This is a genomic window from Salinivibrio sp. PR6 (genome assembly GCF_001995955.1).
Taxonomy (GTDB): Bacteria; Pseudomonadota; Gammaproteobacteria; order Enterobacterales; family Vibrionaceae; genus Salinivibrio; species Salinivibrio siamensis.
The window spans coordinates 69,277-91,669 of the sequence record NZ_MUFA01000003.1 but is presented as its reverse complement, the minus strand read 5'-3'; the positions used below and the strand labels follow the sequence as shown (position 1 = coordinate 91,669).

The following is a 22,393-nucleotide window of genomic DNA, read 5'->3' as shown; positions in this document are numbered from 1 at the left end:
ATACTGAATCTATGACGTCATTTGCACGCTCGGCCCAAAGGATAGTTACTATGACCAAACGTTTATCGCTCGCCACACTGTGTGCTGGTATGTTGTTGGCCACAACCGCACAAGCGCAAACCTCCCCGCTCAGTATTGGCGCAAGTGCCGGTATCACAGATGTCAGGTACGGCACACAAACAGAAACAGGCCACACTTGGGAAATTAACGGCACCTTACGTGTTACCGATTACACAAGCCTTTACAGCGGCTACGGCCAAACCAGTGCCGATTTCGACAATAGTAACGGTACAGAAACAACACTCACCTCAAGCTATATTCCGGTGGGAGTGCAGATCAATGTCCCCATGAGCATGGGCAATGTTTATTTGCGCGGTGGTGGTAATTATTATCAAACAAAGTTCGGTTCAGATAAAGATATTGGCTGGGGCGCAACAGGCACGGTGGGCTTTGAACTACAGCCTACCGTCGGCCCCAAAATGGCGTTTGAGTTCACTTATGCCGATAGAGGCACCGCGGAAACCAGCTCAGTAAACGTCGGAACCAGTATTGGCTTTTAGTGGCATAGTAGGATCAACCTCGAGGGGTAAGTGGGCCACTAATGGCCTGCTGACCCGACACGGGGCACCATCGTAGTAATACATACTTGCGGTATCCGCGTTCACGCAGATATGTGTCAAACTCACTGTACTGGCGTCTTCTCGGTGCATACACACAGATAAACTCCCCAATACTGGCTCGTGGCTTCGATGATAATCGAGTAGCGCATGGGCGGAAGAAGATGAATCACGCAATTTTGCGGCGAGGAGCGCTGAGCGCGTGCGACGTACGTCATCTGCTACCACCGCAGAGGAGACAACAGGTGGCACACAGTCGATACCTTGCAACGTGCGTCCATTCCACTGCCAAGCCACCGGTGAACACGCCGCGTGTTGGGTCTTATCGGTATTCATCGGGCTAAAGACCAACAAGGTAAAAGGCGCAAAATCCGTCATTTCATGCTCTGTCACCATGGCCGCCACCTGAGACAGATCGCTTGCCCTCGCCACGGATTTCACCAGCTGACCCCGACTGCGCTTGGGCACAACAGACGGTTGACCTTGATAATCATTTAACAAACAGACCAATAACCCATGTTCATTCGCCGCTATCCAAGTGCCCATCCCATCAGGATCAATCGGCATAAGTACGCGTGTTCCCGCTATTTGATAGACTTTCGGCGGTATTGCACGGCTTCTACCTCGTGCCTCATCACGGTTAAAACACAGTTCAAACCCTTGCTCTGAGGTCAACCATGTCAGCGTGCACATGGGTGCTGCTCTCGCTGATAACTTGCCGTCGCTGCAGCGATGCCGATCTCTTTATCCAACACTTCCCCCAGATCGTATGCGGCTGTGCGCATCATAGCAAAGTGGTGAGTGGCATGACTGGCCACGGCAATCAATTCACGCATTATGGTTGAGGGGGTAGTCACTGTATTGGAGGCATACAAGGTGACCTGTGTCGACACTTGTATCGACTGCTTGAGTTGTTGACTAGACAGCGTATGTAACCAGCTGGCTATGGCCTGCCACTCAGCTTGGGCAAGAGATTTATCGGTTTCTACGCGATGGCCTCGCCGGCGTCCATCTGCATTCATCACGCCACTACCCTCTCCTTGGTGTAAGGCCCAATACATATCAAGCGCATGACGCATATGTTGGCCAATGGTGCTGGTAAATCCATCGGCCCGCATACGACCATAAGCCGCGCTCGTAACACTCGTCAGTAGCTGCTGTGCCTGATAAGCCACATCCAGGTTACCACTAATAATCGCACTATCTGCTTTGGTTAGACTCGAATGCATACCCTCACCTTAGTACATGTTGCGGCAATTTGGCGCCATCATCTTCATTCAAGCAGATGTCATGCCGCTTTAGTCCGTTTCTGGGTATTGCTTCATCCAGCGCCTTTCTTGGTACCATGCGCGGAGCAAAGCAAACACAGAGGGCGGTTTGTGTCCCTGCAATCGCAAGCGCGCACCAATATGGTACAAATGCCGATATTGATGCAAAAGTGCGCTGATGGCTTGGAAATAACTCCCCTCACTGTCCCAAATATGCGCCGGCTCACTACTCGCGCCGTTGATCTCAACAATACAAAGCGCCTCTCCTTTCTTTAACGACGCCATATCGAGAAACTTGATGTCAAAGCGACCGAAGTAAAAACCATCAATGTCTTTCGCGATCGTATCCATTTTTGCCGTCAACGCTGGCGTCACCCAAGCCGCCCCATCTTTAAAGATGGCACCGCGGCAGTGGCTACCCGAGAAGGCTAACGGAATACGTACGCCCGCTGGTATTACGTCATCAAGCTGGTGGTGGTGGCGCTGATGATAAAGGTGTCCGCGCACAGAAGCGGCATCATGGTGCTGGATAAGCGCGGCTAAGGTATGCTTGCCATCACCGATCACGGCGGGCAAATATTTCAACCCGAGGGAGAATATATGCCCACTTTCCTCGCCGGGATAGCGAATATAGAAAACCCCCGCCTCCGCGTCGTAAGGTGCCAATGCTTGGAAAATAATGTCTCTGTCGGGAGGAAAAGTGCTGATATAAGCAAAGAGCTTTTTTTCCGTATCGATGCGCTGAACGCCAGCCCCTCGACAGCCTTTGTCCGGCTTAGCCACCAGCGGCATAGCGATACCTGCCTTCGCAAGTTCGGCAAGTAGCGTTTTTTTAATGCTGGGGGTGATTGCATTGGGCCGCGTCCATCGCCAATAGGCAGCGATGTATCGTTGCGCCGTGTCGCCCGCTTGGGCAAACACCTCTGATTTCGCCTCACCGACCATCCCTGAGAGACGGATCCCCGGGTTAGCAATCAACGGCAACGTCAAACTGCGATAGTAGAGGCCAAGCCCGATTGATTGAACCACGACGGGCGTGTAGAAACACCAAGCAGGCAGAAACTCAAACCAGCCCAACGACCGTGACACAGAATAGTGGGGCATGCCAGCTTGGCCGACAAGCGTCACCGAAGGCTTTGTCATAGCGATCCTTTTGGTGGTGTTGGCAACGCGCGGCGACGGAGAAAACGATTAATCAGCACCAGCAAGACAATCGAGAGCGCAAACGCCCAACCTGTCAGTTGTTTCTCTGCCAGCCAATCGCTGTGCTCAATCGTGAATGCGCCCCAAAAAATCAATCCTGTCCAGCAGGCGGTGGCAATACCAACGGATAATAAAAAGGTGCTGAGCGGGATCGCGAGAAAACCGCTGAGGCTATAAGTAATTGTTCTTAAACCGGGGATAAAGCGGATAAGGAAAAGATTAAAAAAAGCGTGACGCCGTAAAAGGTGGCGTGCGTCTCGCACCCCTTTCATCAACAATAAACGGGCACGTAAACCGCGATAACGCCGCGCATAACGACCCAGTAAAAATAGGGCGATATCACCACTTGCGATGCCCAGGAAAATCGCCAACAAGGCCGTGTGCCACGCCAAGACCGACTCAACCGCTACAAAAGCAGCCAGCGCAATCGCACCGTCCTCAAAAACATACGAGGCAATTATAATGACAAAAAATAAACCCAGTGACGGTAAAGTCGCCAAACTGGGTATCATGCTCTCAACCATTGGCTTACTCCTCCTTATTAATCATAGACAGGAGAAAGCCCAAGTTACTTACAAATTGATGAAAAAATAAAGCTACATGCCGCCCGCCACATCAAATAAGCTTCCTGTCGAGTACGAGGCATTATCAGATAATAACCAAGCAATCATTTCTGCCACTTCTAGGGTAGAGCCACCGCGACCCAGTGGAATGTTATCCGCGACACGGGCGACGCGATCCGGCTCACCGCCTGCGGCATGCATATCCGTATCGATGGGTCCTGGCCGCACTGCATTCACACGAATGCCTTCACGCCCCACTTCTTTTGCCAACCCCATGGTAAGCGTATCAAGCGCTGCTTTGGTGGCTGCGTAGTCAACATATTCATTGGGCGACCCAGTTTTTACCGCTGCGGAAGAAACGTTGACAATCGCGCCACCGTTCCCGCCGCGGGACTGCGCCATGCGGTGTACCGCTTCGCGGCAGCACAAAAAGGCACTAGTGACATTCGCTTGGAACATCGCGTTAATCCGATCGGCATCCATACTGCTCACCGTCGACTGTGGCAACATGATCCCCGCGTTGTTCACCAGTGCAGTGATATTTCCCAGACGGTTGTCTGCTTCGCTGAATAAGCGTTTAACGCCCTCTTCGCTCGACACATCCGCCTGAACCGCAATCGCATTGACACCAATCGCTTGAAGCTCATCAACAAGCGCAAAAGCAGATTCACTGTTGCTAAGATAATTGATGCAAATGGCATAGCCACGCTGTGCCAATAGTTTTGCCGTCTCACGGCCAATGCCGCCACTTGCCCCGGTTACAATCGCAACTGGATTCATTGCTACTCCTTTTCGCTTAATCCGCCGATACCGGTGGATAATACCCCATTCTCACTGCGCCCCAATGTTGACCTGCAACAAAAAGAGGAACAGAAAGATCATGCATTACCTCACCGGTATCGCGCTTGTAGGTCTGCAACAACATGGTATCAGTATGTTGACCGCAACGCCTACCTGTTCGGTCATCAAATAAGCGTTTAGTCCGGTTTCCGGTGATATCTTGCGCATAATCACCGGTGAGAGGCTGGCAAAAGCGCTGATTATGCGTGGGGACGTAGCCATGGTTGTCATTGGCTATCACATAAACAATGTTCTCATCTGTCTCAAGAATGGGCTCTTGAATAGGCGGTAAGATCCGATCACACAAGCTATCAAATCGGGTGGTATATTTTTTAGGATCGGTGTTCGCGATCGGCTGGTAGTGGCGATCAAACAAATCACTTTTACTGATCTCACCCTGCTCAATGGCGTGTGCAAACGCCGCCTCTATACGATCACGACATAAGCTGGCTGCTTTAAAAAAGCGTTGATGTGGGCTCGCCTCAGACAGCTCAGCGAAAACGGCATTGGTTTTTTCGGTGGTTTCCATCAAGCCTTCCGCTTCTTGGCTTAGCGCAATGACCTGGTTATCACTGTCTTCTAGTCCAGTCCGCACTTGGGTCAATGCTGAAGCAATTTGCTCGAGGCTTGCACTGTTTTGTGACGACCCATCCGCCATTTGTCTCACGGCCGCTTCAACCTGATCGGCTCTGGACGAGAGGTCGGTTAAAATCTCTCCCACCCTCTCAACATTCCACGTCCCCGCCTCGACATCCGATGACAGCGTTTGAATATGGGTCATCACATTACTCGACTCTGTCATGATTTGTTTTATGATCGCCGCGACTTCACTGGTGCTTTGTGACGTACGCTGCGCAAGCTGACGCACTTCGTCGGCCACCACCGCAAAGCCACGCCCTTGCTCTCCCGCTCGTGCCGCTTCAATGGCGGCATTCAACGCCAATAGGTTTGTTTGCTCTGCAATCGCATCAATGACCTGTGCGACATCACTCACTTTATTGACGTTGGCGTCTAGCGCTTCAATACGTGCCACTGTTTCAGCCGTTTTTTGGTTAATATCACGCATTTCCGCGATTGAGGCGGTGAGCTTATCGGCCCCCTCCAAGCTCAGATCTCGCATGCGCGTTACTTGCTCAACAGACGCCGCTTGCGCTTGGCAGGTGTCAGACAAAGTCTGTTCGATATGCTGCGCGGTCTCGGTGACCTCGACCACAGAAGAAAACTGTTCGGTTAATCGCGTTTTTAATATATCCGAGCGATGCGAGACTTCCGCCGCATTCATGGCATTCATGGTAGCGCGCGTTGCCAGCCGTCCGACCGTTTTCATCGGCAGCGTTTGCGTTTCTTCCTCGGTATCTTGCCCCGGTACCACCTTGGGTGCCGACGAGTACACTTTCATCGCCAACACGGTCACGAGCGCTTGGCAGGCGAGGAGTCCCGCTACCGTATAAAACTGCTCAGAAAAAAAGTGCCAACTCACCAACACTAAAAGTGTCAACGTGGTGCCTATTACAACCCAAATCCATGATTGTTTGTTCGCTGCGTTCCCTGTCATCGAGCCACCTTTGTTCCTCACTGAACTGATTTTATCCAATGTCATGGCATGCGGTCGTATCACGACACACAGGACTGCCACGTTTTTATTACTAATGCCATGCTTCACACTCAATAGCGGTGAAAGTGATCAAATTTCGACTAAAGCATTAGATCTGAGGCGCTAGTAACCAAACGATTAATAGGACGCAGGTGCCTCTCAATACGGCGGTCAACAAGTCAGTACCGACAAAGGTAGCGGAAAGGCAATAAAGGTCGTTAACTCTAAGACAAAATGCGCTAAGCTACAGCTAGGTCATTGTAATTAATGAGAGAGCCATGCCCCGCCATCACCGAGTGCGCCAGGCGATTCACGCCTTTTTGGTATTGATGACAATTAGTTTCTCGCTGGTGTGCTTTTCGTTGGCCGTCATTCCCGAGAGTGAAGAATTTGCCGTCATTTGGTATGCCTCCGCCGTGGGCGCTTTTTCACTGGCCAACCTTCCTCACCGCGCGCGTGCCCTGGCCACCCTCGGTTTTTTTATAGGGGTATTTGCAGCAGACAGTGTCATGGGGCTCCCATCCCAACTGAGCCTTAAGCTGGCGGCCATCAATACATTAACCGCCTTCACGGGCTGTACGTTATACCTTATGATGCGCCGGCGTTATGGCAACCCTTTGCACGGTGTGTGGCCATTTATCCGCGGACTGATGCCAACAGCCGTTATGAGCCCGCTTGTCGGTGCCCTCCTCGGGGGCTATGTTTTATCCGCCTTCAATGAACACGGGTTTAACTACTATGTAGTACGCTGGTTTTTTAGTGAATTAATCGGATTCGTTGCGCTATTTCCGCTATGCTTAGCGCTCAAAGAGCGACTATACACAGATACTCTCGACAAGCTCTACCGACCGGCTCCCTCTCCATCGACAATGATCAGCGGCAGTCTCGCGCTGTTTGTCCTGATTAGTTTGCTTTTTTATGCTTTCCCCTATCCGTTCATCGCGCTGACAGGCTTGTTTTTCATTGCTGCCACACTGCAAAGCAGAATAATAGGCCTTGCCACTATCGCCTTGTCAGTGGTCAGTTTTGACCTCCTTTCTGCGATCGGTGTCTTTGCTTTCCATATCGACAGCGAACACCAAGTCTCCTTGTCGCGCTTAGTCACCGCGGCCGCGACCTTGGTGATAGGCGTCGGGATGACACAGCTGGCGTATAGCTATCGACGCCATCAACGGCATCACATTGAGCAGCACTCGCTGCTCACGCAAGCCATGCACAACTCATTGATTGGGATGGCAATACTGGATCCGCGAGGTATTGTCCAAGAAGCAAACGCCAGTTTGGCGCAGTTTTTTGGCTGTGAGCGCCGCGTGCTTATCGGTTCGCATGTCTCTTTGTTCACGCGAGCACAAGACCAATCTTCGCTGAGGGAATATTTTAGCGATCTGATCATGGGTCATTCTGATAATAAGCGATTGGAAAAGCGCTTTGTACGTGCCGATGGCGAGACAGTATGGGGACGGCTTTCGCTCACCGCTGTCCGGGATAAGCACGCTGGTCATGTGACTCACTTGATCAGCCAAATCGAGGATATCAACGCACTCAAAGCGGCACAACGTGAACAAAAACGCTGGCTTGAACGTTGGCGTTTTGCCCTCGATATCAACAAACTTGCCGTCTTTGAACTCAATATTCATACGGGTGCGTTGCTGTTTTCTGGGTGGTCCGCGCCTTTGCTCGGCATCAATGCCAAACAGATACGCACCTACCAAGACTGGGTCAGTCGCATACATCCAGACGATCGCGCCGCATGGGAACAATCTATGCGCCTGCTCGTCGACAAACACACCGATCGGATGGTAGAGGTATTCCGGTTTAATAATGACGCGAACGCCTATCGCTATCTACGCCAATCATCGGCGCGGCAAACGGGGGAAGAAACAGAAACCGTCTTGAGTACCGTGATTGACATCACTGAGCAGTATCTAACTAACCGGCAAACAGACACCTTACGCCGCCGCCTAGAAGCCGCGACAAAAGCGGCCAATATTGGTATTTGGGAGTATCACGTTAACGAAGACAAGCTAGAGTGGGACGCACAAATGTACCGCCTCTACGATGTCCCCGAGGCCGAAGGCAGTGAAAAACTCGCCACCTGGCAGCAACGTCTTCATCCAGATGATGCAGAGACGATCAACCAAACACTCCAGGACGCGCTTACGCATCATCAACGACTCGATACCCAGTTTCGGATCATTGATAGTCAAGGGCGTATTCGCTACATCCGTGCTCTCGCCAGCTTACAAATAGACGATAATGGCAACACGGTACGGATGATCGGCGCCAATTGGGACAATACCGAAATCAACGAGCTTAACCACGCACTGGCCCAAGAGCGTGAACAGCTGGATGTGGTGATGAACTCCATCAACGATGCGGTGATCACCATCGACGATCAGGGCAACTTGGCCTACCTCAACAACACCGCGCAGTGGCTTGTTGCCAATGATAGCGTGCTGCCACTCGGCCAACCTGTGGACGCGGTTTTCGAGCTTTACAACAACCAGCAACGGGTGTTGCTTTCCAGCTTTAGCAGTCAACAAACAGAGACCTTTTTTGAAACCCAAATACAAGACGCCTACCAACTGGTTATCGCGGGCGGCAAACGCCTGTATGTATCGGTGGCTATGTCTCCACTGACCAGTAACCAAAACGGTCAACACGGCTATGTGTTTGTGTTGCGAGACGTGTCGGATGAGCATGCGCTGATGGCACAGTTAGACTACAACGCCAATCATGATTCGCTCACACAGCTACCCAATCGTCGCGCCTTTGAAACCCTCATGGAAAATCACCTGTCCAGCGAGAACCAATCGCCCTCCGTGTTAGCGTTTATCGATTTAGACCTGTTCAAAATCATCAATGACTCGGTCGGCCATCACGCCGGTGACGAAGTCCTATGCCAAGTGTCACAAGCCTTAGCCGATAACATACGCAGTGATGATGTGGTGGCGCGTTTGGGCGGTGATGAGTTTGCGTTGCTGCTCACGCACTGCAATATGCGCGACGCGAAACATACGATCGCCGACTTAATCAAACAGCTTGAACACTTGTCTTTCTCCTATGGCGAGCGCATTTTTGCCATCAGTGCCAGTGTGGGTCTGGTGGATGTTAACGATGCGACATTAACCCTCTCGGATTTGATGAGCCGCGCCGATGTAGCGATGTATGAGGCCAAGTCGGCAGGACGCGGCCAGATAGTGGATTACAACGATATCTCAGGCACCGCGCAGGGACGCCACAGTGACATGCAAATGGTGGGGAAAATTACACGAGCACTGACTGAAAACCGCTTTGCGCTCTATGGCCAACAGGTGGCACCCGCACAGGGGCCTGTGGTTGAACACTGGTACGAACTATTAATACGCATGGTAGATACCGACGGTAATATTATGAATCCGGGGGAATTTATTCCCGCTGCCGAGGCCTTTGGCTACATTCGCGATATCGATGGCTGGGTAGTGAACTATGTGCTCAATACGCGCGCCGCGGAGTTGGCAGAGTCAGGACTCAGGTTCAACATCAACCTCTCAGCAAACTCAATCAGTGACCCTAAATTTCAGACACAACTCAAACAGCTATTAAGCGCTTCCGTCCTTCCTGCGGAGCGACTGTGTTTTGAGATCACTGAATCAGCACTCATTAGTCATTTAAACGCAGCCGTCTCTTTTATCGACGAACTACGCCACCATGGCGCGCATGTCGCGCTGGATGATTTTGGTGCCGGTCTCTGCTCGTTTCATTACTTAAAGCTGTTCAATGTGGATGTGGTTAAAGTTGATGGCCAATTTGTGGCTAACCTGACCGACCGAGAAAACAAAATCGATCGCGTCATACTGGAGTCCATTGTCAGCATTTGTGACACCATGGGTTACAAAACGGTCGCGGAATGGGTCTCCGACGAAGAAAAACTTGCCTGCGTACAGGAAATTGGCATTAACTACGTGCAAGGGTTTCTTATCGACTACCCAACACCGCTTGATACACTGCTTGCCACCCATACCCTCACACCGCCGAGTCACTGACGGTGCCCGACGACCACCGACTACTGTTTGACTCATTCACCTAATACGCAGTGGCGATGGTGGTTGCACACGTCCAATAAAAAAGGCAATTTAGAGGTTTTGCTTGGACGGCTACCTCATGAACCGATATACGCTGGCCGGATGCGGCGCCATCATGCTTTGGAGCAGCAATGTCGCCTTTATCCGTCATGTCACCGAACTGCTTGGGCCACTCGGTGGCGCAGCGGCGATCTATACGCTTGCCTCTCTTTGTTTGATTGTCGTCGTCGGCCTCCCCAAACTCAACACCTTCCCGCGCCAATATTTGCTGATTGGCGGCGTTTTATTTGTCGTGTATGAATTGTGCTTAGCGCTCTCATTGGCTTGGGCGAATACCCGCACCCAAGCTATCGAAATGGGGGTGATCAACTACCTCTGGCCGTGCTTAACTGTCTTGTTTTCGGTTATTTTGACCCGTCAGAAAGTAAGCCTGTGGCTCTATCCTGCGTTAGTCGTCGCCTTTATGGGCGTGGTGTGGACAGTAGGAGGCAAGCAAGGCGTATCTTGGTCTCACCTTGTGGCCAACATTCAGTCGAACCCGGTTAGCTATATATTGGCGTTTAGCGGTGCGGTTATTTGGGCGATTTACTGCAACCTCACCAAGATGCGTGCGCAGGGTAAGAACGGGATCACCTGGTTTTTCTGTGCCACCGCGGTCACTTTGTGGGTGGGCTATCTCGCCTCTGACGCACCCGCTATGCATCTTTCATGGCAAACCAGCGGCTATGTGCTGCTCGCTGGACTCGCCATGGGAGGCGGTTATGGGCTGTGGAATATAGGTATTCTCAAGGGCAATTTGATGGTCTTGGCCACCCTATCCTATTTCATCCCTATTTTATCGACCTTATTGTCGGCAGTACTACTTTCTACTTCGTTGACGCTCACCTTTTGGCAAGGTGTGGCCATGGTCACTTTAGGCTCACTGGCAAGTTGGTGGCTGACTCGGGCACCCGTTAAAAAAGCGGCGAACAAACGCACAGAGGCCAAAGCACACTAAGACGACTAGCCGCTAATAGCGGCTAGTCATTCACAACACGCTTAAGACTCTGCAGCGGCCATCGATGGCGTGGCGGCGCCATAATACAGACAAATGCGCTGCCCGTTTATCTCCTCGACTTCAAAATCAATCTCGTAAATCCGCTCCATGATGGGTTTAGTCACCACGTTTTTCACTTGGCCACTGGCAACCACTTCACCCGCTTTCATCGCAATCATGTTATCGGCGTAGCACGCGCTAAAATTGATATCGTGCATCACCACCACCACTGCTTTGTTGTATCGGTGTGCCAACTCTCGTACCGTTTTCATAATAGCCACAGAGTGACGAATATCGAGGTTATTGAGTGGCTCGTCGAGGAAAACATAGTCGGTGTTTTGCGCCACCACCATGGCAATGAATGCCATTTGACGCTGACCGCCACTGAGCTGATCAATAAAGCGCTCTTGCAACTCTGTCAGCCCGAGTTGCGCTAAGGCGTCATCAATCACCGCGTTGTCTTGTTCGGTTAGCCGCCCTTTGGAATGCGGAAAGCGCCCAAATGCAACCAACTCACGCACCCGAAAACGCATATTGACGTTGTTCGCTTGACGCAACACGGCCAAGCGCTGCGCCAACGCCTGGTTACTCCACTCACTCAGTGGTTTATCACCAATCAACACCTCACCGGCATCACTGTCTGTCAGTCGGCTCGCCATCGATAGCAGCGTACTTTTCCCAGCCCCGTTGGGACCAATGATAGCGGTCACTTTACCGAGTGGAAACAGTGCGCTGGCTTGATTGACCACCTTTGTTTGGCCATAAGCTTTCGATAATCCAATTAATTCAATCATAATGTTAAAACTTGTTTTTCGTCAGTAGATACAAAAAGTAACCGCCACCGACAAAGTTAATGATCACACTCACCGTGGTCTCAAACCCAAACCATTGTTCGACAACATACTGGCCACTTAACAGCAAAAAGGCGGCCAACACGCTGGTGGCCACAATTAAAAAACGATGCTGATAACTGACAAACATTTGTCGTGCGAGGCTCACCACAATCAAACCAAAAAAGAGCACCGGTCCAACCAAAGCAGTTGATAAGGCAATCATCACCGCAATCACCATCATCACTTTCAGTGTGAGTCGGCGCGTATCGATGCCAAGGCTGGTTGCGTTATCCTCACCCAACAAGCACACATCAAGCTGATTGCTAAATCGATATAGCACCAGCAAACAGGCGGCTAAGACCGGTACACTGACATAGACCAGCTCACGATTAGCATTGTTGAAGCTGGCGAACATCGCATCTTGCAGGATGGCGAACTCACTCGGATCGACCAACAAGGTAAAAAACTGACTGATACTGCCAAACACGCTACCTAACACAATACCAATTAACAGCAGCGTATAGATGTTGGCGCGATGTCGACGAAAGTAAAGCGTGAACAACACAGTCGCACTTACCGTCATTAACACCACACTGGCGGTAAAATTCGCGTACGCATTGATCAGCAATACGCTACTTGAGCCAAATACCACCAATAAAACGGTTTGCAAGAGAACGTATAAACTATCAAAGCCCAGAATCGAAGGGGTCAGGATCCGATTGTTGGTGATGGTTTGAAACACCAGCGAAGAGGCAGAGATGGCCACGGCAGCCAGCGTGATTGCCAAAACCTTAGGGGTTCGTCGCGAAAGAAAATACGCGTAATTATCCGCCGTTAATCCATGCCCTAAAAAGTACCCCGCCACGAGCACCACACCCATTGCGACCAGGGAAAGCTTGATACCATCACGCATTCGCTTTGTCCCTCATCACTAGATAGATAAACACCGCACCGCCTAAGATAGAAATGATCATCGCAATCGGGACTTCATAAGGGAAGATAATGACACGGCCCAGAATGTCGCAGCTCAACACCAACACCACGCCCCAAAAGGCCGTCCAAGGCAAGTTGCGTTTAATGTTATCGCCCATAAAAAGCGAGACAACATTGGGCACAATTAAGCCAAGAAAGGGGATGACCCCAACAATCATCACCACAGCAGACGACAGCAACGCGACCACCATGACACCGAATAGCACTACCTTTTGATAATCAAGGCCAATGTTTTTGGCAAAGCTTTCGCCGATACTGGCGGCGCTGAATTGGCTGGCATACGCATAGGCGATACCACATACCGGAATAGCCACAAAGAGTACTTCATAATTTCCCGCGAGCACCGACGAAAAGTTGGCGACCGTCCACGCTTGCAAGGTTTGAATCAGATCGTACTTATAAGCTAAAAACTGGGTTAGCGAAGAAACGACATTGCCGTACATAATGCCAATCAAGGGAACCAGCACGGTATTTTTAAACTTCAGTCGTTGGAGAAAATGGACGAATAGCCAAGTGCCACCCATCGCCATCCCCACAATAACGGACAAGTCCAGCCATTGGCTGGCGCCCCCAAACGCAACCAACGTCAGCACATAACCCAGCAGCGCACAATCAATGGTGCCGGTAGTGTCGGGCGCGGCAAAGCGGTTTTGACAGATCTGCTGCATGATGAGTCCAGCCACACTTAAACCCGCACCAGCCAAACAGATAGCCAGTAACCGAGGAATACGACTGGTGGTAAAAATTGTCCACGCTTCTGGATCGCCCGCCCACAAGCTCGCGAAGGACACGTGCGCCACACCAATGGATATCGACAGGATCGCCAGCACCACGAGGACAGGAATAGAAAGATACTTCACAGAATCACTACCGTTGAGGTCTATAACCACAAAGACCCAGGGCCAGCCTGGGTCTGTTTGTTTCTCGTATGATGATTAAAGCACGCGGTTTACATCATCGATCATCTTATCCATCGCCGTCATGCCAGCCATGGTAATGTACCACGCGGTTGGGTCGAGATAACTGATACGTTGCTGTTGGTGAGCATGCGTTTTGTTGACCAAAGGATTATCAAAACGCGCTTTTGCCTTGCCTTCACCTTCCCCAATCGCCTGCTCACGATCAAGGACTAATAAGACATCTGGGTTGGCGTCGGCAATATATTCGAACGAAATCAAATTACCGTGTGAGCCTGCCACTTCTACATCATCGCTTTTCGCAGGTTTCAAGCCTAGCTCATCAAACACCATACCAAATCGGCTATTCTCGCCGAACATCGCCACTTTACTGCCGTTGCTCATGACCATCAACGCGTTAAAGTTATCTGCCACCGCTTTATCATGGGTCTGCCCGATTTTGGTATTCATTTGTTCAATGATCGCGTCGACTTTTTCTTGCTTGTTAAACACCTCGCCTAGCATGCGCCAATTAGCTTGCACACTTTGCCAGTAATTCTCGTAGTCCGCTCGAAACATAATTGTCGGAGCGATTTCTTCTAACTCACCCATGAGCGAGGCCATACGCGCTTCCGCAATGATCAAATCCGGCTTAGCGGTGAAAATGGCCTCATAATCAGGCTCTTTCACCGTCCCGACCGCGACATACTTATCGTCTTGATAGGTTTTGGCAAGATAATCCGGCATTAAAGACTTCACCACGCCAACAGGCTCAACACCGAGACGATCCAGCACATCTAAACTGCCCTGCCCCAACACAACGACGCGTTGTGGTACGCCGTCGATTTCAACGGTGCCCATTGTATGGGTGATGGTTTTTGCGGCCGCCTGGCTGCTCAACAACAAAGAAACAGTGAGAAAAATAAATGGAAAAAATGAACGAAAAGCTTGCATAGCCCTTTCCTCGCAAAAATCGGTGGGGGAATGCTAACGCAGTTGAATAAACAAGTCACGAATAGAAGTGAGAATTATTCATATTTATAGTGTTATTGATTAAGCGCATGGCATGAGGCAATAGGTTTCGCACGCAAAGGCCAGTCATCATGTCTTTCATCCGGCGATGCCAGTTACGCTTACCAAAACTGTTTTGATCCTGCGCAAAAAAACCGCAATTGAATCGGCTACCTGCTGTTGATTCGTCATCATCACGCATCTGAGAGGCGATAAAACCGCGCCATTTGACCAAAACGCAAGCGATTGCATCGACACTATCAACATATTTAGTAATCATTGTGGCCATTACGCGCTAATATGGGGATAGTTGTGATCAAGATCGCGCGTAAATGCGCATGGGTTACATACACTGGACTCATCTCATGCGGCACCACTTAAAAGACAATAAAGACAGCTATGACTGTCGCAATTTGGGTACCGATTTGAGCTGGACTGCACCTAACTAGATGTTTGAGGGTTATAATGAACGAAATTTTACTTGCGGTCGTCGCTGGCGCCATTGTTGGCTTTTTCTTCAGCGCGATCAAGTTACCACTGCCTGCTCCCCCGGTAATTTCTGGGATCATGGGCATCGTTGGTATCTACCTTGGCGGCATGGCTTACCAAGCTGTGATCGAACGCTTTTTCTCTTAACTAAAGATAATTGGAGCACACTATGGCTACCCCACATATCAATGCTGTAGACGGCGCATTTGCTGAAACTGTCCTCATGCCTGGTGATCCGCTGCGTGCGCAGTACATTGCCGAAAACTTTCTCGAGAACGCGGAGCGCGTCACCGACGTACGTAACATGTTCGGCTACACCGGCACCTACAAAGGCAAAAAAGTGTCTGTCATGGGTCACGGCATGGGGATCCCATCTTGCTCAATCTATGTGCATGAGCTAATCAAAGATTACGGTGTTAAGAACGTGATCCGCGTCGGCAGCTGTGGTGCGGTTAAAGACGATGTCAAACTGATGGATGTCATCATCGCACAAGGCGCATCCACGGATGCGAAAGTAAACCGTACACGCTTTGCTGGCCATGACTTCGCGGCTATCTCTGACTATCACCTCCTGGAAACGGCCGTGGGCGAAGCACGTAAGCAGAATGTGTCTGTGCGTGTCGGTAACGTCTTCTCTGCCGATCTGTTCTACAGCCCAGAAGGTGATTTGTTCAACAAAATGGATAACTTAGGTATCCTCGCTGTAGATATGGAAGCGGCAGGCATCTACGGTGTTGCGGCTGAACTGGGTGCGCGTGCACTCACCATCCTAACCGTGTCTGACCATATCATCCGTGGCGAAGCACTAAGCTCTGACGAGCGTCAAAAATCATTTAACGAGATGATGACGGTCTCGCTAGAAACCGCGATCAACCTGTAAGTGTTGGTCGGAGGAAACGTGTCAAGCAGTAAGCTGCCTCTTGCAGCCGGTGAATTACAGCTAAACTTTTGTAAAACACTCACCTGCCCCAACTTTGGGTCGAAAGATGAGCAAGATTACTTGGTTCAACACACCAATCCTGCTCGCCCAACCTTGGTGTGCCGAGAGTGTGGCGCGTTTCCTCCACTGTTAAATAACCATGATGTTCAAGCTGAGCTGATTGCTCAGCGTCAACTTCATGCCGATGGTTTGTGTGCCTGTACCAACCCAGAATGTGAGCATTTAGGTAAACCCGTGCTCACGCATCGGCATTGTTATCATGCGTTCGGCTATAGTGGCGATCGTCAGCGTTATCGCTGCAAAAGCTGCCAAAGCACCTTTGTCGACCGCTGGTCTGGGGTCAACAAAAAAAGTGAGTTACAGCAAAAGCTGTTAGCGTTTCTTTTTACTGGCCACACAGTGCGTGACATCTGCCGAAGACTGTCACTGAACCCGAAAACCTTCTACGACCATCTTAACCAAATAGCCGCGCGCTGCCGACAAAAGCTTGCCGCTTACGACAGCCGGTTTTTAGCCGATACCTCAACGGGCCATTTGGCCAGTGTCCACACCGCCTTGCAACCCAAGAGCGACAATGGCGTGCAATGGCTGGCAACAGGAGAAGCGCACAGTGGCTACGTGCTGCAACAAGATGTGAATTATCATACGGATGACCATCACCACTTGCACACACATCATGACCCTTATCAGCCTGACTGTCGCTTTATGTCGACGCACAGTGCGGGTCAGCCGCAAGATACAGTGGCACGCCCAGAGGGATTACTGGGTCGAGTGGATGCCAAATACCGCGACGTCTTTGCTCGCTCGAATGTCGAAGACCCCTATACGCAGCCGCTGCACTTTATTTATCCTAATCGCGGTACGCTGATCCGCCCTCAATACACTACGTATGCGCATTACCTCAACCTCAAGCCGTTAATCGAACATTGGCAGCAAATTGTGGTTTTTTCGCCGCAAGAGCCCTTATTGCGCTCTGCTTGCCTCTCCGTTTTCGAGGCCGATATTCGAGATAAGCGCGTCAGCCATGTATACGTCGAGCAGGATGCCGGTTGGCAGCCCGGATCAGAGCCAGAAAAAATTGATATCGTTTTGCTAAGCTGGTGGCGTGACCGTTGGGCCTTTACTCGCAGTGGCGACGGTGCTAAAGCAATCTGCGATCATGGCCAAAACAAAGGTCAAGAGGCCTATTGGTTAACCCATGCAAGCTGTGATGCGTTGAAAAAATATCAACAACACTTCCACCAGCAGTTTTCACTATTGGTCAATGAGCCGAGACGCCGGCTGCGCCCTGGTGGGCTATTGCCCCTGCTGGATATCTATCGCGCATGGCATAACTTATGTTGGCAAGACCGCGCGCATCTCACCCCAGCCCAACGGCTTGGCTTGACCGAACGCCCTTTGACACTGGCAGATCTGATGCTCTGATCCACCTCGCGCGCATTCACTTGACGTGCATCGAAGTTTTTTGTCTAAATGCCCGATATCGCCGAGAAGGAAAACGCCATTGGACATTCAACTACTGCGTACATTTATTGAAGTGAGCAAGACGCGTCACTTCGGTCGTGCAGCGGAAAACCTTTACCTGACCCAGTCCGCTGTGAGCTTTCGCATTCGCCAACTAGAAACCCAGCTAGATACATCACTGTTTGTTCGTCAGCGCAATAATGTTCGTCTGACCGATGCGGGTGAGCGCTTACTTCCTTACGCCGAAACCATGCTGCAAACGTGGCAGCGCGCCCAACAGGACGTCAGTGCGATGCAGCACACGAGCGCACAACTCACGCTTGCCGCCTCCCCGATGCTGTGGGAACTCGATGGCGTCAGCACATGGGTCAACCGCGTGTATGCGGCGCACCCAGACTGGTTGATCCGTGCCGAGTCGACACCCGCCCAGTTGCTAGCACGCCATTTGATTGAAAAACGTATTGATGCCGGATTGACCTCAGAGCTGCCTAAGCTTGAAGGGTTACAATCACACCACCTAGGCGATTATCAACTTCAGTTAGTTAGCCATTTACCGGGGCTCACACTGGACACGAGCGACACGCTACCGCTGGTTTATCTTGATTGGGGAACTCGCTTTTCACTTGAGCAAAGCCAAATTGCGCCACTACAACGCTCACCCGTGTTACATACCCAGTCATGCCAACTGGCATTAAACTATTTACTCGTGCACGGCGGCGTCGCGTTTCTACCGTCACTGGCAGTTCACCCTTATCTGAACAACGGACAACTCCATCTTATTGATCACGGCCATATTCTTACCCACCCCCTTTACCTTACCTGGCTCACTAACAGCGATAAAAAACCGTTAATCAATGAGTTAGTATCATCGACCGGTCAGTTATAAGTGCTCAGAAAAAATCGGTAAATTCACGCCTATTTCACTAGTCGACGTTCAATTTTTAGGCTATCTTAGAATCGTTAGGCAAACATTATGTGTCTAACACTCCGGCTACACATAGCACTGACAATCAACAAGCGTTAGGAAAACACCACCATGGCACAGTGGGATCAATGGTTAAAACACGGCTCGCAACATAAAGAGAAGTTTAAATCTCGCCACCACGACGATTTTGATGACGATATGCCACGCGGCAAAAAAGACAAGAAGCGCAACAATAAGCGCGCTTCCCGATCGCAACACGACGACAGTTATTTCGGAGAAGATCGCTAATCGCGAGGCAAGACTCGCGGTGCATTGCACTCGTCATTAATAGGATAAAGGCAACGTGATGACGTTGCCTTTTTTGCTTGTTGTGTCCCGTCCTGAAATACGTTGACATTGGTGCACTCGCTCAGGCTTGTTGCGCCTGCCACTCTTCTGCATGTCGCTTAATCTCACGCTGTGCCGACTGCCAACGCGGATCTTGCTGTAAGCGTTGCCACTCCACGGATTGGCGCACCCGCAATGTCTCAGCAGCAGGGACCGACTGAATGGGCAAAGCGTCGAGCACCGACACCGCACTGTGGCGGTCATTGCATATCAAGGCCATGTCGCATCCCGCATCAAGCGCCGCTTTGGCACGCGCGGGCGCGTCGCCGAACAAATGCGCACCGCCCATACTTAAATCATCCGAGAAAATAATCCCTTTAAACCCAAGTTGCTGGCGCAAAATCTGGGTAAGCCAGTACGGCGAGCCACTGGCTGGCAAGGCATCATATTGCGGGTAAATAACATGGGCAGGCATCATCGCATCCACGAGTCCCCGCGCAATAAACGATTGGAAAATCGCAAAGTCGTCTGAGTGCAAAATATCGCGCGTATCCTCAGGTGTCACTAAGTGCGAGTCTTCTTTCACCCCACCGTGTCCAGGAAAATGTTTCCCCGTGGTGGCCATGCCTGCCACGCGCATACCCTTAGCAAAGGCGCCAGCATAGTCAGTGATAGCTTGATGTGTCGCACCGAAGGCACGGTCTTTGATTGCCGCACACCCAAATCCTAAATCCAGCACAGGCGCAAAACTGAGGTCAATCCCATGAGCGATCAGCTCCATTGCCATCACCCAACCCGCTTGCTCCGCGAGCGCTGGACTCGCACTTAACGCACCATAAGACTGCGCTGCGGGTATGGGGGTAAACGCGTCGCGAAACCGTTGAACACGGCCCCCTTCTTGGTCAACACCGATGAGGATATCGCGCCCCGCCGCTGTGCGTATTGACTGAGTTAATGCACGCAGCTGCGCGGAGTCAAAATAATTGCGAGCAAATAGAATAACGCCTCCCACAGAGGGATGTGCCAAGATTTCTTTCTCTTCGTTATCAAGTTGCTCGGTGTGCACATCTAGCCAAACCGGTCCCATCGTTTCTCCTTCATACTCTTGTCAACCCACTGACAACCACTTTGATTATATTCGTCCAATCAGACCATTCACTATTGCAAGGCGCCAGTACCACAAAGGGATCATCAAGCACTTTGCTACTTATCGCAATCTGTTTATACTCAGTACCTTGGTTCTTATCGTCATTTTATCGCTGGACTACTGTAAGGAAGCACCCGATGCCACAACCCGCCGCCGATATCTACATAGGTGTTATGTCAGGGACGAGCTTAGACAACATTGATGTCGTCGCTGTCCGGTTCACTCAAGCCGGCCACGTGGAGTCAATTGCTCGCCATAGTGACCCGCTACCGCAGGATATTAAAGCCACTGTGATCACCTTGAGCCGAGGTCATCCGATGTCAGTCAAAGCCTTGGGTGAACTCGATCGTCGCTTAGGGGAGTGTTACGCCAGTGCCATCAATACCCTACTTGAACAAGCGGCGTTACTGCCTAAACATGTCGCGGCGGTCGGTTGTCATGGTCAAACCGTCTATCACCAACCGAGCGGCGATTATCCATTCACCATGCAACTTGGCGACGCCAATGTGATTGCAGCACGAACCGGCATTACCACTGTCGCTGATTTTAGGCGTAAAGACATGGCGTATGGCGGTCAAGGCGCCCCTTTGGTGCCCGCCTTTCACAATGATTACTTTGCCGATAGCGAACAAGCCACCGCAGTAGTGAATATTGGCGGTATTGCCAACGTATCAATGATTTGCCCCGATCGCCCTTTATATGGCTATGATACGGGCCCAGGGAATATGTTGATGGATGCCTGGACGCAGCGTCACCGTCATCAAGCCTATGACAAAAATGGCGAGTGGGCAGCCACCAGCTGCGCGTATCAACCCTTACTCAACCGCCTGTTATCCGACGCGTACTTCTCACGTCCGGCACCTAAAAGTACCGGGCGGGAATACTTTAATCTCGATTGGCTCGATCGTCACCTGCTCGCGTTTTCACTCTCTCCAGACCAAGTGCAAGCCACCTTGCTGGCATTGACTGCCGAAAGTATCGCGTTAGCGATCCGTCCATTAGAGCGTGGCCGAGTGTTCGTGTGTGGCGGTGGCGCGCACAACCAGGCATTGATGCATGCGTTACAACAGGCACTTCCGCAATGGTCCATTGCACAAACTGACGATGCCGGTATCAGTTGCGACGATATGGAAGCCATTGCCTTTGCTTGGCTGGCCAGGCAAACCCTTAATCACCAACCAGGCAATGTGCCCGCCGTGACAGGCGCGACGCAAGCCTGTTGTCTTGGTGCCATTTATCTACCTTACTGAGGAACGATTATGTCAGCCCCCAGCGTCGACCAGCTAAAAGGCTTACTCTCAGAAACACGCAACCCGCATACACTGACGATCGACCAACAAGACACACTTGGCTTGGTGACAATGATTAACGCAGAGGATAAGGGCGTAGCCTCCGCTGTGCAGACGCAGCTCCCCGCGATTGCAAAAGCGGTCGATGCGATTGCGGCAAGTTTTAACCAAGGCGGTCGTCTTATCTACATCGGTGCGGGGACAAGTGGTCGACTGGGTGTGCTTGACGCGGCCGAATGCCCGCCCACCTTTGGGGTGGATAGCCAGCAAGTCATAGGACTGATTGCCGGTGGCGAGCCTGCTATGTTCGTCGCCCAAGAAGGCGCGGAAGACAACCCAGATGCAGGTAAAGCGGATTTGGTCACACAAGGCCTCACCGCGAAGGATGTGGTGGTCGGTATCGCCGCCAGTGGCCGCACGCCTTATGTCATCGGTGCACTCGATTACGCCAAGCAAATTGGCGCAGTCACGGTCGCTTTGTCATGTAACCCCAATGCCGCCATTAACGCCTACGCCCGGATTGCCATTACGCCCGAAGTTGGCCCTGAAGCGCTCACAGGCTCAACCCGAATGAAGTCAGGCACTGCACAAAAACTGGTATTAAATATGCTGAGCACCGCCGCCATGATAAAGACGGGCAAGTGCTATCAAAACCTGATGGTCGATGTAAAAGCCAGCAACGATAAACTGGTTACCCGTTCCACGTTGATCGTGATGGAAGCGACAGGATGTGAAGAACACACCGCAACACACGCCCTGTCACAGTCAGATGGTGAGGTGAAGGTCGCCATTTTTATGATTTTAGCGGAGCAAGACCCGGCGACGGCACGGCAGCGGCTTCAGCAGGCCAATGGGCATTTACGTGATGCATTGCAATTAGGTTGATGCAATGTA

22 protein-coding genes are annotated in these 22,393 nt (G+C 51.2%); 10 read left to right on the top strand and 12 right to left on the bottom strand.

The window, feature by feature from the left end; all coding sequences use genetic code 11:
• Positions 1-50: 50 nt before the first annotated feature.
• On the top strand, positions 51-560 hold the full coding sequence (locus tag BZG72_RS03100; RefSeq protein WP_046075636.1) for an outer membrane beta-barrel protein: 510 nt from the start codon (positions 51-53) through the stop codon (positions 558-560).
• Here the strand turns inward: BZG72_RS03100 and BZG72_RS03095 are convergent.
• From BZG72_RS03095 to BZG72_RS03070, 6 genes are all read right to left on the bottom strand, one after another.
• On the bottom strand, positions 528-1,310 hold the full coding sequence (locus BZG72_RS03095; RefSeq protein WP_046075635.1) for an NRDE family protein: 783 nt from the start codon (positions 1,308-1,310) through the stop codon (positions 528-530). The genes BZG72_RS03100 and BZG72_RS03095 overlap by 33 nt on opposite strands.
• Positions 1,298-1,846 carry a hypothetical protein gene (locus BZG72_RS03090; RefSeq protein ID WP_077606693.1) on the bottom strand — a complete coding sequence of 183 codons (549 nt, stop codon included), beginning with the start codon at positions 1,844-1,846 and terminating at the stop codon, positions 1,298-1,300. The genes BZG72_RS03095 and BZG72_RS03090 overlap by 13 nt, the downstream gene beginning before the upstream one ends.
• Positions 1,847-1,915: 69 nt before the next feature.
• Positions 1,916-3,028 carry a hypothetical protein gene (locus BZG72_RS03085; RefSeq protein WP_077666061.1) on the bottom strand — a complete coding sequence of 371 codons (1,113 nt, stop codon included), beginning with the start codon at positions 3,026-3,028 and terminating at the stop codon, positions 1,916-1,918.
• Positions 3,025-3,612, bottom strand: a complete 588-nt coding sequence (locus BZG72_RS03080; protein ID WP_077666060.1) for a DedA family protein — start codon at positions 3,610-3,612, stop codon at positions 3,025-3,027. The genes BZG72_RS03085 and BZG72_RS03080 overlap by 4 nt, the downstream gene beginning before the upstream one ends.
• Positions 3,613-3,684: 72 nt before the next feature.
• Positions 3,685-4,431, bottom strand: a complete 747-nt coding sequence (locus BZG72_RS03075) for an SDR family oxidoreductase (protein WP_046075632.1) — start codon at positions 4,429-4,431, stop codon at positions 3,685-3,687.
• 16 nt (positions 4,432-4,447) lie between these two features.
• Entirely contained in the window at positions 4,448-6,046 is a 1,599-nt protein-coding gene (locus BZG72_RS03070; protein ID WP_158075439.1) for a methyl-accepting chemotaxis protein, read from the bottom strand.
• A gap of 317 nt (positions 6,047-6,363) precedes the next feature.
• Here BZG72_RS03070 and BZG72_RS03065 point away from each other — a divergent pair, with 317 nt between their 5' ends.
• Positions 6,364-10,110, top strand: coding sequence for an EAL domain-containing protein (locus tag BZG72_RS03065; protein ID WP_077666058.1), 3,747 nt, complete (start codon positions 6,364-6,366; stop codon positions 10,108-10,110).
• A 118-nt stretch (positions 10,111-10,228) separates the two neighbouring features.
• Complete coding sequence (gene yddG, locus BZG72_RS03060) at positions 10,229-11,146, top strand: aromatic amino acid DMT transporter YddG (RefSeq protein ID WP_077666057.1); 918 nt, start codon at positions 10,229-10,231, stop codon at positions 11,144-11,146.
• Positions 11,147-11,187: 41 nt separating this feature from the next.
• Here the strand turns inward: yddG and BZG72_RS03055 are convergent, their stop codons facing one another.
• From BZG72_RS03055 to BZG72_RS03035, 5 genes are all read right to left on the bottom strand, one after another.
• The gene (locus tag BZG72_RS03055; protein ID WP_077666056.1) at positions 11,188-11,979 is read right to left on the bottom strand and encodes an iron ABC transporter ATP-binding protein; all 792 of its coding nucleotides are present in this window, start codon (positions 11,977-11,979) and stop codon (positions 11,188-11,190) included.
• Between the two features lie 4 nt (positions 11,980-11,983).
• The gene (locus BZG72_RS03050; protein WP_046075628.1) at positions 11,984-12,931 is read right to left on the bottom strand and encodes an iron chelate uptake ABC transporter family permease subunit; all 948 of its coding nucleotides are present in this window, start codon (positions 12,929-12,931) and stop codon (positions 11,984-11,986) included.
• On the bottom strand, positions 12,924-13,871 hold the full coding sequence (locus BZG72_RS03045; protein WP_077666055.1) for an ABC transporter permease: 948 nt from the start codon (positions 13,869-13,871) through the stop codon (positions 12,924-12,926). The genes BZG72_RS03050 and BZG72_RS03045 overlap by 8 nt, the downstream gene beginning before the upstream one ends.
• Before the next feature lie 75 nt (positions 13,872-13,946).
• Positions 13,947-14,861: a siderophore ABC transporter substrate-binding protein gene (locus BZG72_RS03040; RefSeq protein WP_077666054.1), complete on the bottom strand. Its 915-nt coding sequence runs from the start codon at positions 14,859-14,861 to the stop codon at positions 13,947-13,949.
• Between the two features lie 55 nt (positions 14,862-14,916).
• Positions 14,917-15,207 (bottom strand): hypothetical protein, encoded by a 291-nt coding sequence (locus tag BZG72_RS03035; RefSeq protein ID WP_077666053.1) that lies wholly within the window; start codon positions 15,205-15,207, stop codon positions 14,917-14,919.
• A 176-nt stretch (positions 15,208-15,383) separates the two neighbouring features.
• Between BZG72_RS03035 and BZG72_RS03030 the strand changes: the two genes are divergently transcribed.
• From BZG72_RS03030 to BZG72_RS16300, 5 genes are all read left to right on the top strand, one after another.
• The gene (locus tag BZG72_RS03030; RefSeq protein ID WP_021023774.1) at positions 15,384-15,554 is read left to right on the top strand and encodes a XapX domain-containing protein; all 171 of its coding nucleotides are present in this window, start codon (positions 15,384-15,386) and stop codon (positions 15,552-15,554) included.
• Between the two features lie 22 nt (positions 15,555-15,576).
• The gene (gene deoD / locus BZG72_RS03025; RefSeq protein WP_046075624.1) at positions 15,577-16,287 is read left to right on the top strand and encodes a purine-nucleoside phosphorylase; all 711 of its coding nucleotides are present in this window, start codon (positions 15,577-15,579) and stop codon (positions 16,285-16,287) included.
• A gap of 18 nt (positions 16,288-16,305) precedes the next feature.
• The gene (locus BZG72_RS03020) at positions 16,306-17,772 is read left to right on the top strand and encodes a lactate dehydrogenase (protein ID WP_046075623.1); all 1,467 of its coding nucleotides are present in this window, start codon (positions 16,306-16,308) and stop codon (positions 17,770-17,772) included.
• 79 nt (positions 17,773-17,851) lie between these two features.
• Positions 17,852-18,697, top strand: a complete 846-nt coding sequence (hdfR, locus tag BZG72_RS03015; RefSeq protein ID WP_077666052.1) for an HTH-type transcriptional regulator HdfR — start codon at positions 17,852-17,854, stop codon at positions 18,695-18,697.
• Positions 18,698-18,847: 150 nt separating this feature from the next.
• Positions 18,848-19,024 (top strand): hypothetical protein, encoded by a 177-nt coding sequence (locus BZG72_RS16300; protein WP_167369752.1) that lies wholly within the window; start codon positions 18,848-18,850, stop codon positions 19,022-19,024.
• A 121-nt stretch (positions 19,025-19,145) separates the two neighbouring features.
• On the opposite strand, the gene nagZ is transcribed toward BZG72_RS16300, so the two are convergent.
• Complete coding sequence (gene nagZ, locus BZG72_RS03010) at positions 19,146-20,150, bottom strand: beta-N-acetylhexosaminidase (RefSeq protein ID WP_077666051.1); 1,005 nt, start codon at positions 20,148-20,150, stop codon at positions 19,146-19,148.
• Between the two features lie 197 nt (positions 20,151-20,347).
• Here nagZ and BZG72_RS03005 point away from each other — a divergent pair, with 197 nt between their 5' ends.
• A complete protein-coding gene (locus tag BZG72_RS03005) occupies positions 20,348-21,460 on the top strand; it encodes an anhydro-N-acetylmuramic acid kinase (RefSeq protein WP_077666050.1) in 1,113 nt (370 codons plus the stop codon).
• Positions 21,461-21,469: 9 nt separating this feature from the next.
• Positions 21,470-22,384, top strand: coding sequence for an N-acetylmuramic acid 6-phosphate etherase (murQ, locus tag BZG72_RS03000; protein WP_077666049.1), 915 nt, complete (start codon positions 21,470-21,472; stop codon positions 22,382-22,384).
• The last annotated feature ends 9 nt before the right edge of the window (positions 22,385-22,393 follow it).

Bases quoted from the DNA above. Each gene is read 5' to 3' on its own strand.
- BZG72_RS03040 (WP_077666054.1), bottom strand. From the start codon at position 14,861: ATGCAAGCTTTTCGTTCATTTTTTCCATTTATTTTTCTCACTGTTTCT.
- BZG72_RS03055 (WP_077666056.1), bottom strand. From the start codon at position 11,979: ATGATTGAATTAATTGGATTATCGAAAGCTTATGGCCAAACAAAGGTG.
- BZG72_RS03065 (WP_077666058.1), top strand. From the start codon at position 6,364: ATGCCCCGCCATCACCGAGTGCGCCAGGCGATTCACGCCTTTTTGGTA.
- BZG72_RS16300 (WP_167369752.1), top strand. From the start codon at position 18,848: ATGGCACAGTGGGATCAATGGTTAAAACACGGCTCGCAACATAAAGAG.
- BZG72_RS03075 (WP_046075632.1), bottom strand. From the start codon at position 4,431: ATGAATCCAGTTGCGATTGTAACCGGGGCAAGTGGCGGCATTGGCCGT.
- BZG72_RS03050 (WP_046075628.1), bottom strand. From the start codon at position 12,931: ATGCGTGATGGTATCAAGCTTTCCCTGGTCGCAATGGGTGTGGTGCTC.
- BZG72_RS03095 (WP_046075635.1), bottom strand. From the start codon at position 1,310: ATGTGCACGCTGACATGGTTGACCTCAGAGCAAGGGTTTGAACTGTGT.
- BZG72_RS03100 (WP_046075636.1), top strand. From the start codon at position 51: ATGACCAAACGTTTATCGCTCGCCACACTGTGTGCTGGTATGTTGTTG.
- murQ (WP_077666049.1), top strand. From the start codon at position 21,470: ATGTCAGCCCCCAGCGTCGACCAGCTAAAAGGCTTACTCTCAGAAACA.
- BZG72_RS03005 (WP_077666050.1), top strand. From the start codon at position 20,348: ATGCCACAACCCGCCGCCGATATCTACATAGGTGTTATGTCAGGGACG.
- BZG72_RS03090 (WP_077606693.1), bottom strand. From the start codon at position 1,846: ATGCATTCGAGTCTAACCAAAGCAGATAGTGCGATTATTAGTGGTAAC.
- deoD (WP_046075624.1), top strand. From the start codon at position 15,577: ATGGCTACCCCACATATCAATGCTGTAGACGGCGCATTTGCTGAAACT.
- BZG72_RS03085 (WP_077666061.1), bottom strand. From the start codon at position 3,028: ATGACAAAGCCTTCGGTGACGCTTGTCGGCCAAGCTGGCATGCCCCAC.
- BZG72_RS03035 (WP_077666053.1), bottom strand. From the start codon at position 15,207: ATGGCCACAATGATTACTAAATATGTTGATAGTGTCGATGCAATCGCT.
- BZG72_RS03080 (WP_077666060.1), bottom strand. From the start codon at position 3,612: ATGGTTGAGAGCATGATACCCAGTTTGGCGACTTTACCGTCACTGGGT.
- BZG72_RS03030 (WP_021023774.1), top strand. From the start codon at position 15,384: ATGAACGAAATTTTACTTGCGGTCGTCGCTGGCGCCATTGTTGGCTTT.
- nagZ (WP_077666051.1), bottom strand. From the start codon at position 20,150: ATGGGACCGGTTTGGCTAGATGTGCACACCGAGCAACTTGATAACGAA.
- yddG (WP_077666057.1), top strand. From the start codon at position 10,229: ATGAACCGATATACGCTGGCCGGATGCGGCGCCATCATGCTTTGGAGC.
- BZG72_RS03070 (WP_158075439.1), bottom strand. From the start codon at position 6,046: ATGACAGGGAACGCAGCGAACAAACAATCATGGATTTGGGTTGTAATA.